Consider the following 20,369-nt stretch of genomic DNA (forward strand, 5'->3'; position numbering starts at 1 on the left):
CGTCAAATCATTGGATCGGCTGCCCGTTGACGCTGAAATTCTTGCCGTCCTCGAACTTGATGTCCCAGCGCAGGCGGCCGTCCGGTTCGGTCTTCGCCATGCCCTTCGCCATCATCATCGCGAACGAAACCTGATTGAATTCGGGATCGCTCTTGGCGGCGGTCTGGAAATACTGGATCAGCTTGTCGATGTCGCGGGCAAGGATCGAGGTCTCGAGCGTGTAGCGTTCCTTCTCGTCCGGATAGCCCTTGACCTTCCCGGAGGCTTCCACATCATAAAGAGCGGATTTCGCGGCAATCCGCGGGAAATCGAGGGTCAGCTGTCCATCATCGAGGAAGGCCTTGCCCAAACGCTCGCCCTCCGAATCCGGCAACGGGTCGGGCTTCGAAAAATCGATTTCCATGAAGGTGTCGATGAAGCGCTGGAAGTTGAGATCCGCGATCCCGAACTCCATTTCCGCCATGTCCGGCACCAGCTGGGCGTAAAGCGGGGGAATGATGCCGTCCGGTGTCGAGATGGCCTCGATGCGGGCACCGAAGCCGATCCGGGTTGCCTCGGCGGGCTCGCTCATCGTGAACGTATAGTCGAGCTTGTTGACGCCGAAATCGCCGAGCGGACTTGCCACGGTGAACTGGTTGAAGCTGATCCTTTCGGAAAGCGCCGTGAAGAACGGCATCGCTCCGCGGATGAGATCCTTGAGCTTGGTGATCTCGGCCTGCGACGGCTTTTCGTCGTTGACGAGTTCCAGCATGAAGGCGACGAGCGCGCGGATCTTCTCGGCCATCACGCCCTGGACGCCGACATCGAAATCGAGGCTTTCGGCGCGTATCTGTATCGGCGGGGTTTCCGGCGTCGCAATCCGTTCGTAGAAGCGCAGGAACGAGCCCTTGCCGGTGAAATCCGTGCCGCCGGGTGCCGCACTCGCCGTGGACGCCAGTGAATAGTTCATGCTGGCAAAGCTCGCCTCGACCTCTTCAGAGCCGCTCTTCGAGACCATGCGGATCGGGCCGGACGTCGCCTCGCCCGATCGCAGATAGCTGATCGCCGGATCGAAAATGCCGGAAAACACCATGTCGGTGACGGAGTAATTGAGGTTCGTCGGCTTGCCGTCGGGCATCTTGCCCTGCACGGTGAAATTCATGTCGCTGTCGCTGTTGAACTTCCACTGGCCGTTGTCGAGGGGTGCGGCGAAAACCGAAAACGGCTTCAGCCCGGAGATCTTGAAGTTCTTCTTGTTGATGGATTTCAGAAGCTTGGCGAAATCGTAGCTGATCTCGTAGCGCTCGCCGGCCGGCTTCACGGTCAGGAAGCCCGTGGTCTTGACCGTATCAGGCAGGAAGTGGATGAGGCTTTCCTTGAGGGTGCGGGCCCCCTTGTCGTTGATCTCAGCCGCCGCAACTGGGTATACGCAGGACGCAGCCATTACGCTGGCCGCGATCAAAGTCCGTTTCATGAATCAAGCCCTTCCCTCGTTCAACGGGCACCAAAATGGAAGTCGGGCCGCCGAAGTCAAGCGCAAGTCCTTTGTTTTCAGGCCGAAAAGCTTGCACATCCCTGCTCATTGTATTATAGCGCGCCGGTCCGCGTAGACACCCTTGGAGGCAACGCGGATGAAGCGCATCGGATGATGCCCTTCAGTTTGACGCGAGCCGACAACGCTTGCGAAAAACTCTCCAAACAACCTCGAAAGGATATGCCATGAGCCACGCATCTTACGAGCTCAAGGCCGAGGCGCGCGAACGGGTAGGTAAGGGGTCCTCCCGTGAACTTCGCCGCAACGGTTTCATTCCTGCTGTCATCTATGGTGACAAGCAGTCCCCCCTCGCGATCGCTCTGTCGACCAACGAAGTGACGAAGCGCATCCATGCCGGCGGTTTCATGACCACGGTTGCCACGATCGAAGTCAACGGCGAGAAGATCCAGGTCCTGCCGAAGGACTATCAGCTCGATCCGGTCCGCGATTTCACCATGCACGTGGATTTTCTGCGCGTCTCGGGCAACACGGAAGTTTCCGTTGAAGTTCCGGTTCACTTCGTCAACGAAGAGAAGTCCCCGGGCATCAAGGTCGGCGGCGTTCTCAACATCGTCCGTCACGCAGTCGAGCTGCTTTGCCCGGCCAACGACATTCCGGAATTCCTGACCGTCGACCTGACGGGCGCGAAGATCGGCGACAGCCTCCACATCTCCGCCGTCAAGCTGCCGGCTGGCGTACGTCCGGTCATCTCCGACCGCGACTTCACCATCGCGACGATCGTCGCCCCGGCTGCAGGCGTTACCGAGGAAGAACCGGCTTCTGCTGAATAACTAGGCCGAAATTCTTGAAATGGGACCCGCTTTCGCAAGAAAGCGGGTTTTTTATTGTCCGCTGAATACAGTTTGGTAACGCTGCTTCCGTAATTCGTTCGAATCTTGGCATTGTCGTTTCAGTGAAGTTTAATGAATACGTGAAACGATGCACGCTACTTCAGCATGACGGGGAAAGTCCGGCGGCAGCCAGACGATGAATGCGGGGAAGACGGTGACTCATTCCGTTGAGAGTCGTTTTATTGCGATCATTTCAGGCGCCCTTCTGGTCGTCGTCGCACCACTGTTCACGCTGTTCCTTGCGCTTTCCTCCCAGCAGGCCGCCAAGAACCTCAGCGAACACGTCAACGTCGTGTTGGTGACCAATTCCCAGGCCCTCGGCAAGCCGCTCTGGGATCTCGACACCGACAGCATCCACCAGGTCGCCTCGATGCTGATCGCCGATCCCGCCATCAACGGCGTGCAGATCAGCGACAATACGGGCAAGCTGAATATTTCCGAAGTCGACGTCAATCCGGCCGATTTCCGCGGCCTGGAAGCGATCTCCGAGCCGGTCTTCTACAAGTCGCAGCAGGGCACCCGCAGTGTCGGCAGCATTACCGTCTATGTGCCGAAGCTCGGCTGGTTCTCTGCCCTGCACCAGATGGAAATGGCCTTCATTTCCATCTTCATCATCACCATCCTGACGGTCTTCGGCGCAGCGATCCTCGGCAATCGCGTCATGGTCATCAAGCCGCTGATGCGGTTGACCGCGGCTATCGAGGCGACCCGCAGGCTCGGTTCGCGCCACCATGTCGACTGGCGCTCGAACGACGAAATGGGGCGGCTGGCGAAGAGCTTCAACGAAATGCAGACGCTGCTGGAGCGCGAGGAACGCGAATTGAAGCGCGCACATCAGCAGACCACCGAAATCTACAATCTGACGCCCGCCATGCTGTTTTCGCTGACCGGAGACGACCAGATCGCGGCGGTCAGCGACTATTGGCTTCTCGCGACCGGCTATCGCCGCGAGGACGTGATCAGTCATCCCTTTTCCGAACTGGTGGCCCCTGCGGACCGCCAGATTTATGCAAGGCGCAAGCAGCAGGCAAAATCGAGCGGCCCGGCGATCGAAGTCACGGTCCGGTTCCTGTGCGCCGACAGCCGCCTTATGGACGTGCTGATCGTAGAGACCGAGCTTGGCACGGCCGGCGGCAACATTCCCGGCTCGCTGAGCGTCATGACGGATGTCACGGAACTCAGGCAATCGGAACTGCGTAACCGCCAGCAGGCCATCTCCGACCATCTGACCGGGCTCCTGAACCGTCAGGGTTTCGAGGCGGCGCTCGACCAGAAGATCGCCGAGGCCGACAAGGCGCGCACCGAGGTCGCCTGCCTGTTCGTCGATCTCGACCGCTTCAAGGCGATCAACGACAATCTCGGCCATGCAGCCGGCGACGCCGTGCTCTGCCAGTTCGTCGAACGGACGCAGCCGATGCTCAACGACGGCGATACCGCCTCCCGTCTCGGCGGCGACGAATTCGCCATCCTGATTGCCGGGGACGGTGCCGAGCGCCGCGCGACCGAACTCAGCCAGAAGATCGTCGACATGTTCGAGGTTCCCTTCCGGATCCAGGGCACCGGCGTGCGGTTGAGCGCCAGTATCGGCCTTGCCTTCTATCCGAGCCATGCCGCCAGCGCCGCCGAACTGCTGCAGAAATCGGACATGGCCATGTATGCCCGCAAACGCGACGGCAAGAACGGCGCGCAGGTCTACGATCCCGCCATTCTCGACCAGACGCGGGAACGGGCCGAGATCGAGAGCGACATCGAAGTCGCCATCGCCGCAAGCTGGTTCGAGGCGCATTTCCAGCCGATCGTCGACATCGAGACCGGCATTCCCTCGGGCTTCGAAGCGCTGATGCGGATGCGCCATCCCCGCAAGGGCCTGCTGTCGCCGGCCGGTATCATCAGCGTTGCTGAGGAGACCGGCTCGATCGGCCAGATCGGCAACCTCATCCTGGAAGACGCGATGGCGAACCTCGCCCGCGTCTCGCGCCTGCCCGGCATGGGCGAGACCTATGTCGCGGTCAATTTCTCGCCGCTGCAATTCGAGCCCGGCCTGCCGGCACGCCTTGCCGGACTGCTCGGCCGCTACGGCATCGATCCGTCGCGCCTGGTGGTGGAAATCACCGAAGCCGTGCTGATGCACGACAACCCGGAAATCCGTACCATCCTCAACGAACTCCATTGCTTCGGCTGCCGCATCGCGCTCGACGATTTCGGCACCGGTTATTCGTCGCTGAGCTACATGAGCCGTTTCCCGGTCGATATCGTCAAGATCGACCAGTCCTTCATCCGTTCGCTCACCGAACAGACGGGCGACATAGGCAGTAAGAACAGGATGCTCGTCGAAGGCATCAGTGCTATTTCTCACAAGATGAACTGCAAGGTCGTCGCCGAAGGCGTCGAGACGGAAGAACAGCGCTCGTTGCTGCGGCAAATGGGTATAGACTATGCGCAGGGCTATCTCTTCTCGAAGCCCCGCGAGATTTCCGAACTGCTCTCGGCCCTATCCACCCGGCAGGCCGAAATCGAGTCCATGGCGAGCTGACACGTTCTCACCTCCGGACCAGATGCTGGGTCAGAAATGACAACATGCGCGTTTGGAAGGTGGACAGATGAAAATCGCAGCGCCGCTTCTTGCCAGCCTCAGCCTTGCGTGTGGCGCCCATGCCCAGCAGACGATCGTCTTTTCGACCGAGTCCTACCCGCCCTTCAGCTACCAGGAGCCCGGCGGCAACTATCGCGGCGTCGGCATCGATCAGGTGGTAATCATCATGCAGGACGCGGGCACGCCTTACACGCTGGAGATTATGCCCTGGGCCCGGGCCATCGCCATGGCCGAGACGCAATCCATGCACTGCGTCTTCGCCGCCGCCCGCACGCCGGAACGCGAGCCGCGTTTCAAATGGGTTGTGCCTCTTTTCGTCGACCGCAGCATTCTCGTACGCCATGCGGGTTCGAAGGTCGCGACAACCACCCTGGAAGAGGCCAAGCAGTACACGGTCGGCACCCATCGTGCCGACTATACCGAGGCGCTTCTGAAGAGTTCCGGCTTCCCGAAGATCGATCTCAGCGCCGACGTCGATACGACGCTGCGAAAACTGCTGCAGGATCGTATCGACATGATGCCCATGTCGGAAGGCGTCTATCAGAAGCTGAAGGCGGACGGGACGCCGATCGAAAAGGTCATCCTGTTCACCGAACAGCATCTCGGCATTGCGTGCAATCCGGATGTACCCGACGAACTGATCGCCAGGATGCAGGCAGGTCTCGACCGCCTCATCAAGGACGGCATCCAGACTGAAATCCTGAAGCGCTACGGCATCGGCGTGCAGCAATAGAGGCTCAGGCGTTGAAACCGGTTGACTTTGGCGGCGTTTCGCGGTGGTGAAAAGCCAGCAGTCAAGGATGGACGTCTCCATGCTCATCATCGCCGGCCTCGGCAATCCCGGTTCCCAATATGCGGGCAACCGCCACAATATCGGCTTCATGGCCGTGGACGCGATCCAGCGCCGTCCCGGCTTTTCGCCGTGGTCGAAGAAGTTCAAGGCGTTGATCTCGGAAGGCGAGCTCGCCGGCGAAAAGGTGCTGCTGATCAAGCCGCAGACCTTCATGAACCTCTCCGGCGAAGCGGTCGGCGAGGCCATGCGTTTTTACAAGCTCGGCCCGGAAAACATCATCGCCATCTACGACGAACTGGACCTGCCTGCGGCCAAGGCCCGCATCAAGACCGGAGGCGGCCATGGCGGCCATAACGGCGTCAAGTCGCTCGACGCCCATTGCGGCCGGGAATACCGCAGGCTTCGCCTCGGCATCGGCCATCCCGGCGCCAAGGAACTGGTGCACAATCATGTGCTCGGCGATTTCGCCAAGGTCGACCAGACCTGGCTCGCTCCTCTCCTCGACGCGCTCGCCGACAATGCCGAGATGCTGGTGAAGGCGGAAGATTCGCAACTCATGAACAAGCTGGCGCTCGCGGTCGGCGGCAAGCCGGATGAGGAAAAACCGAAGCCCGAAAAGAAGCCTGCCGCCAAGCCGGCCGGGCAATCGCATATCCACCAGGCCCGCAGCGGCGGCAAGCCGAACCTGCCGACCTCAGGCCCGATGGCCGAGATGCTCAAGAAGATGTTCGGCGGCAAGGGCGAATAGTATCAATGCCCTCAGGAATGAAAGACCAGGACCAGAAGCGCGAAATGACCAAGACTTCGAATATCGATGACATCACCGGCGAACTCGTCACCCTTCGCGATTACTGGCGTTATGCCATCTCCCGGTTCAGCGCCGCAAACCTCAGCTACGGTCACGGCACGACGACGGCGAGCGACGATGCCGCCTTCCTGGTCCTCGACAGCCTCGACCTGCCGATCGACGCGCTCGATCCGTTTCTGGACGCACGCCTGCTGCCGGCCGAACGGCGGCTGCTGGCCGAGCGGATCGACGCCCGCGTGACGACCCGCAAACCGACATCCTACCTGACCGGCCACGCCTATATCCAGGGCGTCCGCTTCCTGGTCGACGAACGGGTCATCGTCCCCCGCTCCCATATCGGCGAAATCCTGTTCAGCGAATATCTCGGAGAAAACGGTTCGTCCTTTCTGCCCGATCCGCTGGGCGTCGAGAGCGCCGTCGACATCTGCACCGGCTCCGGCTGCCTTGCCATCCTCGCCGCAAAATTCTTCCCGAACGCCGCGGTCGATGCCGTGGACCTCTCGGCCGATGCACTCGAGGTGGCAAAGCTGAACGTTGCCGAGCATACCGTCGAAGATCAGGTCACGCTTTTGAACGGCGACCTCTTCACGCCGCTCGGAAGCAAAAAATACGACCTGATCATCACCAACCCGCCCTATGTCGACCACGAGGCGATGGACGGTTTTCCGGAAGAGTTCCGCTCCGAACCGGCCATGGCCTTCGACGGCGGCGTCGACGGTCTCGACCTCGTCCGCCGGCTGCTGGCGGAAGCCCCAGTGCATCTCAATCCCGAGGGCGGCATGATCTGCGAAATCGGCTCGGGCCGCGAAATCCTCGAAGAGGAATTCCCCGACCTCGACTTCCTGTGGCTGGAAACGGCGGAATCGCAGGATGCGGTGTTCTGGATCAGCGCCGAAGCGCTCGGAGTGAAGGCCGGGAAAAAGAGGAAGTAACCTATTCCTCGGGCTCGGTGATGAACATCAGCGGAAAACCGGCCTCCTTGGCGAGGTCGACCGCTTCCTTCGCCTTGGTCTCGGCAATGTCCTTGGTACAGACGACGACGACCGCCAACCCCATCCGGTGCGCGGTCAGCATCACGCGGTAGCCGGTTTCCTCGCTCATCCGGAACACGGCTTTCAGCACCATGGTCACGAATTCGCGCGGCGTGTAGTCGTCGTTGACGAGCAGAACCTTGTAGAGTTTCGGCCGCTCCAGCTTGGTCTTGGTTTTCGTCTTCGGTTTTAGGGTGGTATCTTCGGCCATCGGCCTCTCCTGACGATGCAATCCTATCGGGAGAACATGCCGGCTATATCGCACCGCAACCGGAAAATTTCAAGCAACCGGGTGTGAACGATGGATCAATTGGCGTCCAGTAAAAGGCAATCGCGACCCTTTGCGCGGATGATCGCTGCGGCTTCCTTATCGAAGGTCGCGAACGTATCGCCGCCGAGCTTGCGCCCCTCGAATTCGATCACGCCGTCGGCGAAATCGCCGCCTTCCGCAAAGAAAGTCAGTCCCGCCTCGACTGCCTCTTCGTTGCAGATAACGTTACCGGCGTTGGTGAGTCTGAGAACCGAGGAGACGACTGTCTCCCTTCGGAGCTTGTAGCTTCGCGACATCACCCATACGAACTCGCAAAACGCGTAAAGCGGAATTACGATCTGGTCAGCCTCGGCGAGATATTTTTGGGCGATGCGTGACTGTCTGGAATCATCGTCCAAGGACGCGCGCAGCAGTACATTGGTGTCAAAGATGATCACTTTTCACCTGCCCAGGCTTTTTCGATCTCCTCCTTGATCTCGTCCAGAGTCAGATGGACATTATGCTCGTTCTTGAGGCTGCCGAAAAAATCTTCGATTTTTCCTGCCTTCTTCTTCACAGGCCTCAATTCCACCGTGCCATCCGCACGCTGACTGACGTCGAGATGATCTCCCGGCTTGATGCCCAGACGATCGAGAACATCTTTCTTCAAGGTTATCTGCCGTTTCGCGGTAACTTTGAGCCTTGTCATTCGCTGTCTCCTCGCTTGAACGTAAGGCACATTTACCTTACTTTCAAGCCGGCGCGTCAGCCAAGCCTTGACCGCCCGAGCACTTTCCCCCATAGCCACACCAACGAAATTTCTTCTAATACAGGGTCCGGACCCATGGGTTTTAAATGCGGTATCGTGGGCCTGCCGAATGTCGGCAAGTCTACTCTCTTCAATGCGCTCACCAAGACGGCTGCCGCCCAGGCGGCCAACTATCCTTTCTGCACGATCGAGCCGAACACCGGCGAAGTGGCGGTTCCCGATCCGCGCATGCAGAAGCTGGCGGCAATCGCCGGCTCGAAGGAAATCATCCCGACCCGCATTTCCTTCGTCGATATCGCCGGCCTCGTGCGCGGCGCCTCGAAGGGCGAAGGCCTCGGCAACAAGTTCCTCGCCAATATCCGCGAAGTGGATGCGGTGGTGCACGTTCTGCGCTGCTTCGAGGATGACGACATCACCCATGTCGAGGGGCGCATCAATCCTGTCGGCGATGCCGATACGATCGAGACAGAGCTGATGCTCGCCGACCTCGAGAGCCTGGAGCGCCGCGTCGAACAGACCCGCAAGCGCGCCGCCAGCAAGGACAAGGATTCCGTGGCGCAGCTGCCGGTCATGGATGCGGTTATCAAGCTCCTGAACGACGGCAAGCCAGCACGCCTGCTTCTGAAGACGCTGGCGCCCGAAGAGATCGAGATCCTGAAGGGTCTCAACCTTCTGACTTCGCACCCGGTCCTCTATGTCTGCAACGTCGCCGAGGCCGATGCCTCGACCGGCAACGAGCACACGCAGGCCGTGGCCGTCATGGCCAAGGAACAGGGCGCCGAATGCGTGGTCATCTCGGCCGCGATCGAATCCGAAGTGGCCCAGCTTCCGGAGGAAGAGTCCAAGGAATTCCTGTCGGCACTAGGCCTCGAGGAAGCCGGCCTCGACCGGTTGATCCGCGCCGGGTACCACCTGCTCGACCTGATCACCTATTTCACAGTCGGCCCCAAGGAGACCCGCGCCTGGACGATCGTGCGCGGCACCAAGGCGCCTGCCGCCGCAGGCGTCATCCATACCGACTTCGAGCGCGGCTTCATCCGCGCCTTCACCATCGCCTTTGACGACTACATCGCCTTCAAGGGCGAAGTCGGCGCCAAGGAAGCCGGCAAGGGCCGCGACGAGGGCAAGGAATATGTCGTCCAGGACGGCGACGTGATCCACTTCCGCTTCAACACCTGAGACCGTGGGCGGGAGGGCCACATGACGGAAGCCGCGTATTATTTCGAGGACTTTTCGGTGGGGCGGGTTTTCCCGCTCGCATCGAAGCTGGTGACGGCGGACGAGATGGTCGAATTCGCCGCGGAGTTTGATCCGCAGCCCATGCATCTCGACGAGGCGGCCGGCAGGGCGAGCATTCTCGGCGGCCTGTCGGCCTCGGGCTGGCATACGGCGAGCATGTTCATGCGCATGATGTTCGACGGCTGGCTGTCCAGTTCCTCGTCGGAGGGATCGCCGGGCATCGAGTTCATGGAATGGAAAAGGCCGGTTCTGGCCGGCGACACACTGTCCGGCCGCTCGACCGTGCTCGAATCCCGCTCGCTTCGCTCACGCCCCGGCATCGGCATCGTCAAGTTCCTGCACGAAGTGGAGAACCAGCGTGGCGAGATCGTCATGCGCGGCGAGAATCCGATCATGATGCGGCTGCGCGACGCCGGGGAGGACGCTGCATGAGGCTGATCGAGCTTTCGCCGCCCGGCCAGAAAGTCATCACCGGCACGCTTCTCTTCACCGCCGAGGACATCGTCCGCTACGCGAAGAAATTCGATCCGCAGCCCTTCCATGTGGATGCCGAAGCGGCGCAGAACTACGTTTTCGGGGCTCTCTGCGCCTCCGGCTGGCACACCTGCGCCGGCTGGATGAAGACCTATATCGCCTACTGGAAAACCGAGGTGGCGCGGCTCGAAAGCCAGGGCATCACGGCCCCGAAGCTCGGGCCTTCGGCCGGCTTCAGGAAGCTGCAATGGCTGAAACCGGTCTATGCCGGCGACAGCGTCACCTATTCCGTCGCGCTGACCGAGAGCCGCTCGCTTGCCTCGCGTCCCGGCACCTGGATCAACATGACCGTCTGTGACGGCGTGAACCAGCATGGCGACGTGGTGATGCGCTACGAAGGCACAGTGCTGGAATTCACATAGGGCTTCCTATGCGAGCCCCCTCGCCCGGCCTGCCTTCGTGGCTGGGACTTCAGTGACCTGAGAATTCGACCAGCGTTCTGACTTCCACGCCGAGCGCTTCGAGCTTCCGGCGACCGCCGAGATCCGGGAGGTCGATGACGAAGCAGGCCGAGACGATCTCGGCGCCAAGCTGACGCAGCAGCTTCACCGCACCTTCCGCGGTGCCGCCTGTCGCAATCAGGTCGTCGGTGAGGATCACCTTCTCGCCGGCCTTCACCGCATCCACATGGATCTCCATCTCGTCGGTGCCGTATTCGAGGCTGTAGGCCATCCGCACGGTCTGGTGCGGCAGCTTGCCCTTCTTGCGGATCGGCACGAAACCGGCCCTCAGCTGGTGCGCCAGCGCGCCGCCGAGGATGAAGCCGCGCGCCTCGATGCCCGCGATCTTGTCGATGCCAAGGCCCGCATAGGGCGCCACCAGCTCATCCACCGCCTGCCCGAAGGCAACGGCGTCGCCGAGCAGCGTGGTGATGTCGCGGAAGATGATGCCCGGTTTCGGATAGTCCGGGATGGAACGGATGGCGGCGGAGAGAGCGTTTTTGGAAGACATGTGACCCACATATTTGGCGGCAGGAAGGGAGGACGAGCCTAGCAACTGATGGCTCCCCTCCCAACAAAAAAGGCGACCCGCAGGCCGCCTTTTCGCAATCACGAGGTAAAACCTCAGTGTTCCTTGCTGGCATAGACCGACTTCTTGGTCAGGTAGATCAGGCCAGTGAAGATCACCAGGAAGATCATCACCATGAAACCGGTGCGCTTGCGCTCTTCGAGATGAGGCTCCGCAGCCCACATCAGGAAGGCCGAGATATCCTTGGCATACTGATCGACCGTCTGCGGCGCCCCGTCGTCATAGGTCACCTGGTCGGCGCTGAGCGGCGGAGCCATGGCGAGCGCCGCGGCGCTGGCGAAATACGGATTGTAATGGGTGCCGGGAGCAACCTCGACGCCGGCCGGCGGCGGCTGGTAGCCGGTCAGCAGCGAATGGATGTAATCCGGTCCGCCTTCCTGGTACTGGGTGAATATGTCGATGACGAACTGCGGGAAGCCGCGGGTCACGCCGCGGGCCTTGGCGATCAGTGACATGTCCGGCGGTGCTGCGCCGTTGTTGGCGGCAGCGGCAGCCTGCGTGTTCGGGAAGGGCGACGGGAAGTGGTCGGACGGAACGGCGGTGCGTTCGAACATTTCGCCTTCGTCGTTCGGGCCGTCCTGAACCTTGTAGTTGGCGGCAAACGCCTTCACCTGGGCTTCCGAATAACCGAGGTCCTCCAGGGTGCGGAAGGAGACCAGACGCATCGAGTGGCAGGCGGAACAGACTTCCGTATAGACCTTCAGGCCGCGCTGCAGCTGGCCCTTGTCGTAATGGCCAAACGGACCCGCGAAGCTCCAGTCGGTTTCCTTGGGATGGTGGATCGGAAAATGCGGCGTTTCCGCATGTTCTGCGGCCGGGGCCGCAGCGTGATTTTCCTGCGCAACGGCCGAGGCAACGCCCATTCCCGCCAGAAAGGCCAGCGAGACGAGGCTTGTAACAAGCTTGTTCATAATTCTAATCCCTCTCGGTCGCAGGCGTCAGGCGCGGGCTTCGGCGGATTTGCCGTTCTTTTTCTCAAGAACCGCTTCCGTGATGGAGTTCGGAATGCGCCTCGGCGTTTCGAACAGGCCGAGAAGCGGCATGATCACCAGGAAGAAGCCGAAGTAGTACAGCGTGCCGATCTGCGACAGCGCGGTGAAGATGCCTTCCGCCGGCTGGGAACCGAGCCAGCCGAGCATGATCGCATTGGCGACGAACAGCCAGAAGAACAGCTTGTACCAGGGACGGTAGACGGCGGAGCGGACCTTCGACGTGTCGAGCCAGGGCAGGAAGAACAGGATGATGATCGAACCGAACATCACCAAAACGCCGCCAAGCTTGGAGTCGATGAAGAGGACGTTGAACGTGATCGCGCGCAGCATGGCGTAGAACGGCAGGTAGTACCATTCCGGAACGATGTGAGCGGGGGTCTTCAAGGCGTCGGCCGGGATGTAGTTGTCCGGGTGGCCGAGGTAGTTCGGCATGTAGAAGATGAACCAGGCATAGACAATCAGGAAGACGGAGACGCCGAGCGCATCCTTCATCGTCGCATAGGGCGTGAAGGCGACGGTGTCGGTCTTGGTCTTCACCTCGACGCCGGTCGGGTTGGTCTGGCCGGTGACGTGAAGGGCCCAGATGTGCAGGACGACGACGCCGGCGATCATGAAGGGCAGCAGGTAGTGCAGCGAGAAGAAGCGGTTCAGCGTCGGCTGATCGACGGCGAAGCCACCGAGCAGGAACTGCTGGATCCATTCGCCGACCAATGGGAAGGCCGAGAAGAAGCCGGTGATGACGGTCGCGCCCCAGAAGGACATCTGACCCCAGGGCAGGACGTAGCCCATGAAGCCGGTCGCCATCATCAGGAGGTAGATCACCACGCCGAGGATCCAGAGGATTTCGCGGGGTGCCTTGTAGGAGCCGTAATAAAGGCCACGGGCGATGTGCAGGTAGACGGCAACGAAGAAGAACGATGCGCCGTTGGCATGCATGTAGCGCAGCAGCCAGCCATGGTTCACGTCGCGCATGATCTTTTCGACCGAGTCGAAGGCGATGCCCGTCGAAGCGGTATAGTGCATGGCGAGCACCACGCCGGTGATGATCTGCACGATCAGCATGACCGACAGCATGGCGCCGAACGTGTAGGCATAGTTCAGATTGCGGGGAACGGGGTAGGAGATGAAGCTGTCATGGATCATGCGCGGCAGCGGAAGCCGCGAATCGATCCACTTTTCGATGCCGGTCGATGGCTGGTATGTGGAATGACCGCTCATAAATATTATCCCCTCACCCGATCCTGATCACTGTGTCGGACGCAAATGCAAAAGTCGGAATGGCGAGGTTCTGCGGCGCCGGGCCCTTACGGATACGGCCCGCCGTATCATAGTGAGAGCCGTGGCACGGACAGAACCATCCGCCGAAATCGCCGGACTGGCCGAGCGGAACGCAGCCGAGATGGGTGCAGGAACCGATCATCACGATCCAGTTCTCCTTGCCCTGGCCGGCGGAACGATCGATATCGCTTGCCTGCGCGTCGGCCGGCAGATTGGCGTTGCGGGCGACGGGATCCTTGAGATCCGCCAGCGCCACGGCATTCGCCTCTTCCACTTCCTTCGGCGTGCGGTTGCGAATGAAGACAGGCTTGCCGCGCCACTTGACGGTCAGCGACATGCCCGGCTGGAGAGCGCCGACATTCACTTCGATGGAGGCGAGTGCCAGCGTCGAGGCGTCCGGGCGCATCTGGTCGATGAAGGGCCAGGCAACCGAGACAGCGCCGACAGCGCCGGCCATGCCGGTGGTCAGATAAAGGAAATCACGGCGAGTGGGCTCGCCCAGTGTTTCGCTATGTGTGTCGTGCTCGCTCACGGCTCAATCATCCTTCTCACGCAATTCGCGGAAACCGCTCTGCCCCCGTCCGGGCGAATCTCAGTTGAACACAATTCGACCATAGATTCCCCAGCAATCCGGCGCGTTCTATGCTTGATCGCAAAATATGTCCAGCCTTGGCAAGGGGTGCCGACCAGTTTGTCGCCGGAAAACCCGGAGGGTTCCGGACCAGCGTGACAGGCAGAGCACAGGCCTGAGAAACAAGGCGTGCACTGGCCTGTTGGGGCCGGAAAAATCAGGCGTTTTTCAAGCGAAACAGCGGGGATGGCGCCCTTCCCGTTAACCGCCCTGCCGGGCACCGCATTGCAACAAATCGGGCCTCATGTTAGGCCAAGCCCACGACAGAAGGCGGCCGTCCCGGACAGACCCGAATGAGACAAACACTATCGGTTGCCATCTGCGTCATCGTGTCGCTTGTGCTGATGGCGATCGGGACGCGTTACATACACCCCCACTGGCTTTTGGGAACGCTTTACAGCCTGCAGCTGCACGCGGCACTCGGCTGCGTGGCGGCCATGGTGGTAGCCCTCGTCGTCAAGCGCCACTTCCTGGTCTGGCTGCTGTTCGCCGCCACGCTCCTCTTTGCCGGCCACGCGGTGCTGATGAGCCGCGACTTCGCCGCACCGATGACACCGGCAGAGGTGGATGCGCCGACCATCAAGCTGATGTCCTTCAACATCCTCAACGACAATTTCGACAATGCGGAAGACATCGTCGAAACGATCCGGTCGTCCGGCGCCGACCTGGTCAACGTCATGGAAGCCGCCCCGCTCAGGGTCTATATGGACGAGCTGGCGAAAACCTATCCCTACCGGGTGGGCTGCGGCCTGCTGATCGAGGATTGCGACCAGCTCATGCTATCGAAGGTGCCGATCGAAGCGCCGACGGTACAATCGCTCAGCGAGATCTTTCCGGATCGCTTTATCCTCGCCAAGGTGACCGTCCGCGGCCAAACGATCCATTTCGTCGGCATGCATACGACCAAGCCGTATTTCGACAATTTCCACTCCGTGGAACTGACCCGCGCCGCTCTCGCGATCAGCGAGACGAGCGGTCCCCTGCTGCTCTCGGGCGATTTCAACGCCTCGAGCCTGGCGCCGAACATGCGTCGGTTCCTCCGCAATGCCGACCTGACGACTGCCGGCTTCGAGCCCGCCACCTGGCCGATCCGGGCGGGTGCGTTCGGCGTCCCGATCGACCATGTCTATGCGCGGGCGCCGCTCAAGATAAAGTCGCTGACCCGCATTCCCCAGCCGCACGGCTCCAACCACTTCGGGCTGATCGCCGAGATCGCCGTTACCGGACAGTGAGCCGCAGCGCTATTGGGCTGCGTCCGCGGCAAGGAAACCGCCGGACTGCCTTGCCCAGAGCTCCGAATAGAGCCCTCCCCGCGCAATCAGTTCGTTGTGTGTGCCGTCCTCGATGATCCGGCCCTTGTCCATGACGATCAGGCGGTCGAGGGCTGCGATCGTCGAGAGCCGGTGGGCGATGGCGAGCACGGTCTTGCCCTGCATCAGCCGTTCCAGGTTCGACTGGATCGCCGCTTCCACCTCCGAGTCGAGTGCCGAGGTGGCCTCGTCGAGCACCAGAATCGGCGCATCCTTGATCATCACGCGGGCGATCGCGACGCGCTGGCGCTGGCCGCCGGAAAGCTTGACGCCGCGCTCGCCTACATGCGCGTCGAAACCCTTGCGGCCGCGCTGGTCTTCGAGAGCCGCGATGAACGTGTCGGCTTCGGCCTTGCGCGCCGCCTCGACGAGCTGCGCCTCCGTCGCATCCGGCCGGCCGAACAGGATATTGTCGCGGATCGACCGGTGCAGCAGCGATGTATCCTGCGTCACCATGCCGATCTGGGCGCGCAGCGATTCCTGTGTCGCCCGGGCGATATCCTGCCCGTCGATCAGGATGCGGCCACCTTCGAGATCGTAGAACCGCAGGAGCAGGTTGACGAGGGTGGACTTGCCGGCGCCGGAACGCCCGACGATGCCGAGCTTCTCGCCCGGCCGGATGGTGAGCGACAGATTGTCGATGACGCCCTTCGCCTTGCCATAATGGAAGCTGACATTCTCGAAGCGGATTTCCGGGCGTTTTACCACCAGCTGCGTTGCATCAGGCGCATCCACCAGTCCGATCGGCTGCGAGATCAGCTCGGCTGAGTTCTGGATGGTGCCGATATTGCGCATGATGCCGTTGAGCTGCGTCATCAGCCGGCCGAGCAGGAAATTCAGCCGCAGCATCAGCGCCATGGTGAAGGCGACCGCACCGGACGAGATCAGGCCGGAGAGCCACAGGTGCACGCTCATCGCCGCCATGGTGACGATCATCGTGCCGGAGAGGAAGGCCATGGAGGCGCGCACGCTGGTCAATAGCCGGGTGAAGGCGATGATCGTGTCCTGAAAGCTCTCGAAACCGGAGAGCATGTAGCGGTCGTTCGCCTCGTCGCGGCCGAACAGCCGAAGCGTCTGGATGTTCGAATAGGCGTCGACCATGCGGCCGCTGATCATCGACCCGGCCTCGGCCGAGGCCTTGGAGTGTTCGCGAATGCGCGGCACGTAATATCTGGCGAGCACCGCGAAGATCGAAAGCCATGCGACGACGACCACGGCCAGCCGCCAGTCGAGCCCGGCGACCAGCGCGATGGTCGAGACGGAATAGATGCCGACGAACCAGACGCTTTCCATGAAGGAGGTCAGAACGTCGCCGGTCGCCTGGCCGGCCGACCAGACTTTCGTGACGATGCGGCCGGAGAAATCGTTCTGGAAGAAGGAGAGCGACTGGCGCGATACGTGGATATACGACTGCCAGCGCACCAGGTTGTAGAAACCGGGCGTGATGATCTGCTGGTCGACCAGCGCCGTCATCAGCCCGATCAGGAAGCGGCCGATGCCGACCACCAGTGCCATGACGACGAGTTCGGTCCCGTGGTCGGAAAGCAGCCCCGACCATCCCTCGGAAGGCTGGGTCGTGTCGAGGATATCGACCAGCCGGCCGACATACCAGAACATCGCCGCCTCGACGCCGGCGGCAAGCCCGCCGAGCACCAGCATTGCGAAGAAGGGAAGCTTTGCCTGGCGGACATAGAACCAGATGAAGCCGACAAGGCCAACGGGTGGCTTCAGGTCGTCCCGCCTCGCAAACGGCTTGATAAAGCTCTCGAAGGTGCGGAAGACCGATTTCAACATGGACCGGATATAGGCGGATTCTCATTCCCGACAAAGCAAAAGCGGCCGGGCCGCGGCTTACATTTTCTTAATGTGCGTATCCGGCACCACCCGCGTCGACCGAATCTGAATGTTGCGGGCGATGCCGCAGAATGTTTGCTTCAGAGCGAAAAATGGGATGGCGGCGGAGCTTACTCCGCCGCCTCTTCCTCGATCACGTCCTCATGGCCGATGAAGCCGCCGGACTGGCGGTTCCAGAGATCGGCATAGATGCCGCCGGTCGCGGCCAGCTCGCGGTGCGTGCCGGCCTCGACGATCCGGCCGCGATCGAGCACGATCAGTCGGTCCATTTCGGTCAGCGTCGACAGCCGGTGGGCAATGGCGATCACCGTCTTGCCCTCCATCAGCGCGAACAGGTTCTCCTGGATCGCCGCTTCGACTTCCGAGTCGAGCGCCGAAGTCGCCTCGTCGAGCACCAGGATCGGCGCGTCCTTCAGGAAGACGCGGGCGATCGCGATGCGCTGCCGCTGCCCGCCGGAAAGCTTCACGCCTCGTTCGCCCACATGCGCATCGAGACCCTTGCGTCCCTGCATGTCGGCAAGTCCGTCGATGAACTCCCAGGCGTTTGCCCGCCTGGCCGCTTCGATGATGTCCGCGTCTGTCGCATCCGGCTTGCCGTAGGCGATGTTGTCGCGGATCGAACGGTGCAGCAGCGAGGTATCCTGGGTGACCACGCCGATCAGCGAACGCAGGCTGTCCTGCGTTACGCCGGCGATGTCCTGGCCATCGATGGTGATGCGGCCGCCCTCCAGATCGTAGAAGCGCAACAGCAGGTTCATCAGCGTCGTCTTGCCGGCACCGGAGCGGCCGACCAGGCCGATCTTCTGCCCGGCCGGGATATCGAGCGTCAGGCCTTCGATGACGCCCTTGCCCTTGCCGTAGTGGAAGTGGACGTTGTCGTAGCGGATATGGCCCTTTTTCGCGGTGAGCGTCGAAGCGCCCTTCTGGTCCACCACGTCATGCGCCTTGGTCATCATCGACATGCCGTCATAGACGGTGCCGATGTTTTCGAAGAGCGCCGACACTTCCCACATCACCCATTGCGACATGCCGTTGATGCGCATCGCAAGGCCGATGGCGATCGCGATCGCCCCGATCGAGATGGCGCCGTCCAGCCAGAACCAGATCGACAACGTGCCGACGGTAAACAGGGCGGCACAGTTGTAGAAATAGACCAGCGCCTGGAAACCCGTCACCTTGCGCATCTGCGCATGTACGGTTTTCAGGAATACGTCCATCGCGTCTTGCGCATAGGCCTCTTCCCTTCCCGCATGCGAGAAGAGCTTGACGGTCGCGATGTTCGTATAGCTGTCCACGACGCGGCCGGTCATCATCGAGCGCGCATCCGCCTGTTCCGCCGAGATCTTCCTCAGACGCGGCACGTAATAGGCAACCGTGATCGAGTAGAAGACGATCCACAGGACGAGCGGAACGGCCAAGCGCAGGTCGGCGGCTGCGACGATGGCGATCATCGAGACGAAATAGGTGAAGACGTAGACGAATACGTCGAGCACCTTCATCACCGTTTCGCGGATGGCGAGCGAGGTCTGCATCACCTTGGTCGAGACGCGGCCGGCGAACTCGTTGGCGAAGAACGTCATCGAGTGACTGAGCAGGAACCGGTGCATCTGCCAGCGGGCGATCATCGGGAAATTGCCCATCAGGATCTGATGCATGATCAGCGAATTGAGGGTCGCGATCGCCGGCAATGCGATCAGCACCACGAAGGCCATGAAGAACAGTTTCGGCCCTTCGCTTTCAAGGAAGGTCGCCCGATCGGCATTGGTCAGCCAGTCGACGATATCGCCGAGGAACTGGAACAGCGCCACTTCGCCGACCGCGATCAGCATCGTACAGGTCGACATGATGACGACCCACGGCCAGACGGGCCTGGTGTAGTGCCACAGGAAGGCCGCAAGGCCGGCGGGCGGTAATGAGGGCGCTTCGTCCGGATAGGGATCAACGCGCCGTTCGAACCACGAGAACATGAAAAAGCTCCGTAAATCGGATTGCCGTACCGGCTCGGCGCGTAAGGTGGCCAGAATCGGGCGGCGAAAACCTAGGATATCGAGGCCGGATGTCGGCCACGTAACGAGTCAGGAAGGGAAGAGTTTGCGAGAAACCGCGAACGCCTAGGCCAGAAAGCGAGTAATCTGGCGGCGGAGGCGCGAAAGCACGGTCATATCCATGTAGGCCTCCTTGAGTGGGCGTTGAGTGACGCAAGCCTTCTACCCTCTCGGGTATCAATTGAAAAGGGAAAATCGCCGTATCCCGCCACCCTGAGCTTTTCTGTTGCCCGATCGTCACAGCCATGCCGCGCATCGAAAGGGCTTGAGCCGCAGCCTCGGTTTCCCGTAAGGACGGTGTATGAGTGACATCTCCCGCGGGCTCCGCATCGCCCTTTACCAGCCGGATATTCCCGGCAATACCGGCACGATCCTCCGGCTCGCCGCCTGCCTCGGCCTGTCGGTCGATATCATCGAGCCGGCCGGCTTCGACATTTCCGACCGGAACCTGAAGCGCTCCGGCATGGACTATCTGGCGGGCGTCACGCTTGCCCGCCACGTCAACTGGCAGCGCTTCGACGAATGGCGCAAGGCGAACGGCCGGCGCGTTGTGCTTGCCTCCACCAAGGCCGCCCTGCCCTATACCCGCTTCGAATTCCAGCCGGACGACATCCTGCTCTTCGGCCGCGAAAGCGCCGGCGTGCCTGATCATGTGCATGAGGCGGCCGACGCCCGTATCCTCATCCCCATGGTCGAAGGCCAGCGGTCCATCAACGTCGCCATGTCGGCGGCCATGATCGCCGGCGAGGCGCTGCGGCAGAACGATTTTCGTCTTCATTGAACCGGGCTCCGGTTTTCTTTCACGGAGCTCCTGCTATAAAACCTCAAGTAATATTGAGGTCAACAGCG

The 20,369-nt window shown here is 61.2% G+C and carries 20 protein-coding genes; 10 read left to right on the top strand and 10 right to left on the bottom strand.

Annotated features, from left to right (window positions below; translation table 11 throughout):
* Positions 1-7 precede the first annotated feature (7 nt).
* Entirely contained in the window at positions 8-1,453 is a 1,446-nt protein-coding gene (locus C5L10_RS06510; protein WP_105428987.1) for a hypothetical protein, read from the bottom strand.
* A 245-nt stretch (positions 1,454-1,698) separates the two neighbouring features.
* Between C5L10_RS06510 and C5L10_RS06515 the strand changes: the two genes are divergently transcribed.
* The 5 genes from C5L10_RS06515 to prmB all read left to right on the top strand — a co-directional run bounded on the left by C5L10_RS06515 (position 1,699) and on the right by prmB (position 7,490).
* Positions 1,699-2,304: a 50S ribosomal protein L25/general stress protein Ctc gene (locus C5L10_RS06515; protein WP_046632981.1), complete on the top strand. Its 606-nt coding sequence runs from the start codon at positions 1,699-1,701 to the stop codon at positions 2,302-2,304.
* A 214-nt stretch (positions 2,305-2,518) separates the two neighbouring features.
* Complete coding sequence (locus tag C5L10_RS06520) at positions 2,519-4,897, top strand: EAL domain-containing protein (protein WP_105429217.1); 2,379 nt, start codon at positions 2,519-2,521, stop codon at positions 4,895-4,897.
* A 67-nt stretch (positions 4,898-4,964) separates the two neighbouring features.
* Positions 4,965-5,690, top strand: a complete 726-nt coding sequence (locus tag C5L10_RS06525) for an ABC transporter substrate-binding protein (RefSeq protein ID WP_105428988.1) — start codon at positions 4,965-4,967, stop codon at positions 5,688-5,690.
* 79 nt (positions 5,691-5,769) lie between these two features.
* A complete protein-coding gene (gene pth, locus C5L10_RS06530) occupies positions 5,770-6,498 on the top strand; it encodes an aminoacyl-tRNA hydrolase (RefSeq protein WP_105429218.1) in 729 nt (242 codons plus the stop codon).
* Positions 6,499-6,542: 44 nt separating this feature from the next.
* On the top strand, positions 6,543-7,490 hold the full coding sequence (gene prmB, locus C5L10_RS06535; protein ID WP_105429219.1) for a 50S ribosomal protein L3 N(5)-glutamine methyltransferase: 948 nt from the start codon (positions 6,543-6,545) through the stop codon (positions 7,488-7,490).
* A 1-nt stretch (position 7,491) separates the two neighbouring features.
* Here prmB and clpS read toward each other — a convergent pair whose 3' ends face one another.
* The 3 genes from clpS to C5L10_RS06550 all read right to left on the bottom strand — a co-directional run bounded on the left by clpS (position 7,492) and on the right by C5L10_RS06550 (position 8,548).
* A complete protein-coding gene (clpS, locus tag C5L10_RS06540; protein ID WP_046632978.1) occupies positions 7,492-7,800 on the bottom strand; it encodes an ATP-dependent Clp protease adapter ClpS in 309 nt (102 codons plus the stop codon).
* A 95-nt stretch (positions 7,801-7,895) separates the two neighbouring features.
* The gene (locus C5L10_RS06545; RefSeq protein ID WP_105428989.1) at positions 7,896-8,297 is read right to left on the bottom strand and encodes a type II toxin-antitoxin system VapC family toxin; all 402 of its coding nucleotides are present in this window, start codon (positions 8,295-8,297) and stop codon (positions 7,896-7,898) included.
* Positions 8,294-8,548, bottom strand: coding sequence for an AbrB/MazE/SpoVT family DNA-binding domain-containing protein (locus tag C5L10_RS06550; RefSeq protein WP_046668699.1), 255 nt, complete (start codon positions 8,546-8,548; stop codon positions 8,294-8,296). The genes C5L10_RS06545 and C5L10_RS06550 overlap by 4 nt, the downstream gene beginning before the upstream one ends.
* A 135-nt stretch (positions 8,549-8,683) precedes the next feature.
* On the opposite strand from C5L10_RS06550, the gene ychF reads away from it, so the two are divergent.
* The 3 genes from ychF to C5L10_RS06565 are packed head-to-tail and all read left to right on the top strand — an operon-like array spanning position 8,684 to position 10,743.
* Positions 8,684-9,787, top strand: coding sequence for a redox-regulated ATPase YchF (gene ychF / locus C5L10_RS06555; RefSeq protein WP_105428990.1), 1,104 nt, complete (start codon positions 8,684-8,686; stop codon positions 9,785-9,787).
* Positions 9,788-9,808: 21 nt separating this feature from the next.
* Positions 9,809-10,279: a MaoC family dehydratase gene (locus C5L10_RS06560; RefSeq protein WP_105428991.1), complete on the top strand. Its 471-nt coding sequence runs from the start codon at positions 9,809-9,811 to the stop codon at positions 10,277-10,279.
* A complete protein-coding gene (locus C5L10_RS06565) occupies positions 10,276-10,743 on the top strand; it encodes a MaoC family dehydratase (RefSeq protein WP_105428992.1) in 468 nt (155 codons plus the stop codon). The genes C5L10_RS06560 and C5L10_RS06565 overlap by 4 nt, the downstream gene beginning before the upstream one ends.
* A gap of 49 nt (positions 10,744-10,792) precedes the next feature.
* On the opposite strand, the gene C5L10_RS06570 is transcribed toward C5L10_RS06565, so the two are convergent.
* From C5L10_RS06570 to petA, 4 genes are all read right to left on the bottom strand, one after another.
* Positions 10,793-11,332, bottom strand: a complete 540-nt coding sequence (locus tag C5L10_RS06570) for an adenine phosphoribosyltransferase (protein ID WP_105428993.1) — start codon at positions 11,330-11,332, stop codon at positions 10,793-10,795.
* Between the two features lie 113 nt (positions 11,333-11,445).
* A complete protein-coding gene (locus C5L10_RS06575) occupies positions 11,446-12,321 on the bottom strand; it encodes a cytochrome c1 (RefSeq protein ID WP_105428994.1) in 876 nt (291 codons plus the stop codon).
* A gap of 27 nt (positions 12,322-12,348) precedes the next feature.
* Positions 12,349-13,620 carry a cytochrome b N-terminal domain-containing protein gene (locus C5L10_RS06580; RefSeq protein WP_046668693.1) on the bottom strand — a complete coding sequence of 424 codons (1,272 nt, stop codon included), beginning with the start codon at positions 13,618-13,620 and terminating at the stop codon, positions 12,349-12,351.
* Between the two features lie 13 nt (positions 13,621-13,633).
* Entirely contained in the window at positions 13,634-14,212 is a 579-nt protein-coding gene (gene petA, locus C5L10_RS06585) for a ubiquinol-cytochrome c reductase iron-sulfur subunit (protein ID WP_037076345.1), read from the bottom strand.
* A 392-nt stretch (positions 14,213-14,604) separates the two neighbouring features.
* Here petA and C5L10_RS06590 point away from each other — a divergent pair, with 392 nt between their 5' ends.
* Complete coding sequence (locus C5L10_RS06590) at positions 14,605-15,543, top strand: endonuclease/exonuclease/phosphatase family protein (protein WP_105428995.1); 939 nt, start codon at positions 14,605-14,607, stop codon at positions 15,541-15,543.
* A gap of 9 nt (positions 15,544-15,552) precedes the next feature.
* On the opposite strand, the gene C5L10_RS06595 is transcribed toward C5L10_RS06590, so the two are convergent.
* Positions 15,553-17,415, bottom strand: a complete 1,863-nt coding sequence (locus C5L10_RS06595) for an ABC transporter ATP-binding protein (protein ID WP_105428996.1) — start codon at positions 17,413-17,415, stop codon at positions 15,553-15,555.
* 170 nt (positions 17,416-17,585) lie between these two features.
* The gene (locus tag C5L10_RS06600) at positions 17,586-19,442 is read right to left on the bottom strand and encodes an ABC transporter ATP-binding protein (protein WP_105428997.1); all 1,857 of its coding nucleotides are present in this window, start codon (positions 19,440-19,442) and stop codon (positions 17,586-17,588) included.
* 379 nt (positions 19,443-19,821) lie between these two features.
* On the opposite strand from C5L10_RS06600, the gene C5L10_RS06605 reads away from it, so the two are divergent.
* Positions 19,822-20,301, top strand: a complete 480-nt coding sequence (locus C5L10_RS06605; RefSeq protein ID WP_046668685.1) for a tRNA (cytidine(34)-2'-O)-methyltransferase — start codon at positions 19,822-19,824, stop codon at positions 20,299-20,301.
* Positions 20,302-20,369 lie beyond the last annotated feature (68 nt).

It is taken from the genome of Neorhizobium sp. T6_25 (assembly GCF_002968555.1).
Taxonomy (GTDB): Bacteria; Pseudomonadota; Alphaproteobacteria; order Rhizobiales; family Rhizobiaceae; genus Neorhizobium.

Excerpts from the sequence above, each read along its gene's own strand:
- C5L10_RS06510 (WP_105428987.1), bottom strand. The coding sequence starts at position 1,453 with ATGAAACGGACTTTGATCGCGGCCAGCGTAATGGCTGCGTCCTGCGTA.
- C5L10_RS06515 (WP_046632981.1), top strand. The coding sequence starts at position 1,699 with ATGAGCCACGCATCTTACGAGCTCAAGGCCGAGGCGCGCGAACGGGTA.
- C5L10_RS06525 (WP_105428988.1), top strand. The coding sequence starts at position 4,965 with ATGAAAATCGCAGCGCCGCTTCTTGCCAGCCTCAGCCTTGCGTGTGGC.
- pth (WP_105429218.1), top strand. The coding sequence starts at position 5,770 with ATGCTCATCATCGCCGGCCTCGGCAATCCCGGTTCCCAATATGCGGGC.
- prmB (WP_105429219.1), top strand. The coding sequence starts at position 6,543 with ATGACCAAGACTTCGAATATCGATGACATCACCGGCGAACTCGTCACC.
- clpS (WP_046632978.1), bottom strand. The coding sequence starts at position 7,800 with ATGGCCGAAGATACCACCCTAAAACCGAAGACGAAAACCAAGACCAAG.
- C5L10_RS06550 (WP_046668699.1), bottom strand. The coding sequence starts at position 8,548 with ATGACAAGGCTCAAAGTTACCGCGAAACGGCAGATAACCTTGAAGAAA.
- ychF (WP_105428990.1), top strand. The coding sequence starts at position 8,684 with ATGGGTTTTAAATGCGGTATCGTGGGCCTGCCGAATGTCGGCAAGTCT.
- C5L10_RS06560 (WP_105428991.1), top strand. The coding sequence starts at position 9,809 with ATGACGGAAGCCGCGTATTATTTCGAGGACTTTTCGGTGGGGCGGGTT.
- C5L10_RS06565 (WP_105428992.1), top strand. The coding sequence starts at position 10,276 with ATGAGGCTGATCGAGCTTTCGCCGCCCGGCCAGAAAGTCATCACCGGC.
- C5L10_RS06570 (WP_105428993.1), bottom strand. The coding sequence starts at position 11,332 with ATGTCTTCCAAAAACGCTCTCTCCGCCGCCATCCGTTCCATCCCGGAC.
- C5L10_RS06575 (WP_105428994.1), bottom strand. The coding sequence starts at position 12,321 with ATGAACAAGCTTGTTACAAGCCTCGTCTCGCTGGCCTTTCTGGCGGGA.
- C5L10_RS06580 (WP_046668693.1), bottom strand. The coding sequence starts at position 13,620 with ATGAGCGGTCATTCCACATACCAGCCATCGACCGGCATCGAAAAGTGG.
- C5L10_RS06590 (WP_105428995.1), top strand. The coding sequence starts at position 14,605 with ATGAGACAAACACTATCGGTTGCCATCTGCGTCATCGTGTCGCTTGTG.
- C5L10_RS06595 (WP_105428996.1), bottom strand. The coding sequence starts at position 17,415 with ATGTTGAAATCGGTCTTCCGCACCTTCGAGAGCTTTATCAAGCCGTTT.
- C5L10_RS06600 (WP_105428997.1), bottom strand. The coding sequence starts at position 19,442 with ATGTTCTCGTGGTTCGAACGGCGCGTTGATCCCTATCCGGACGAAGCG.
- C5L10_RS06605 (WP_046668685.1), top strand. The coding sequence starts at position 19,822 with ATGAGTGACATCTCCCGCGGGCTCCGCATCGCCCTTTACCAGCCGGAT.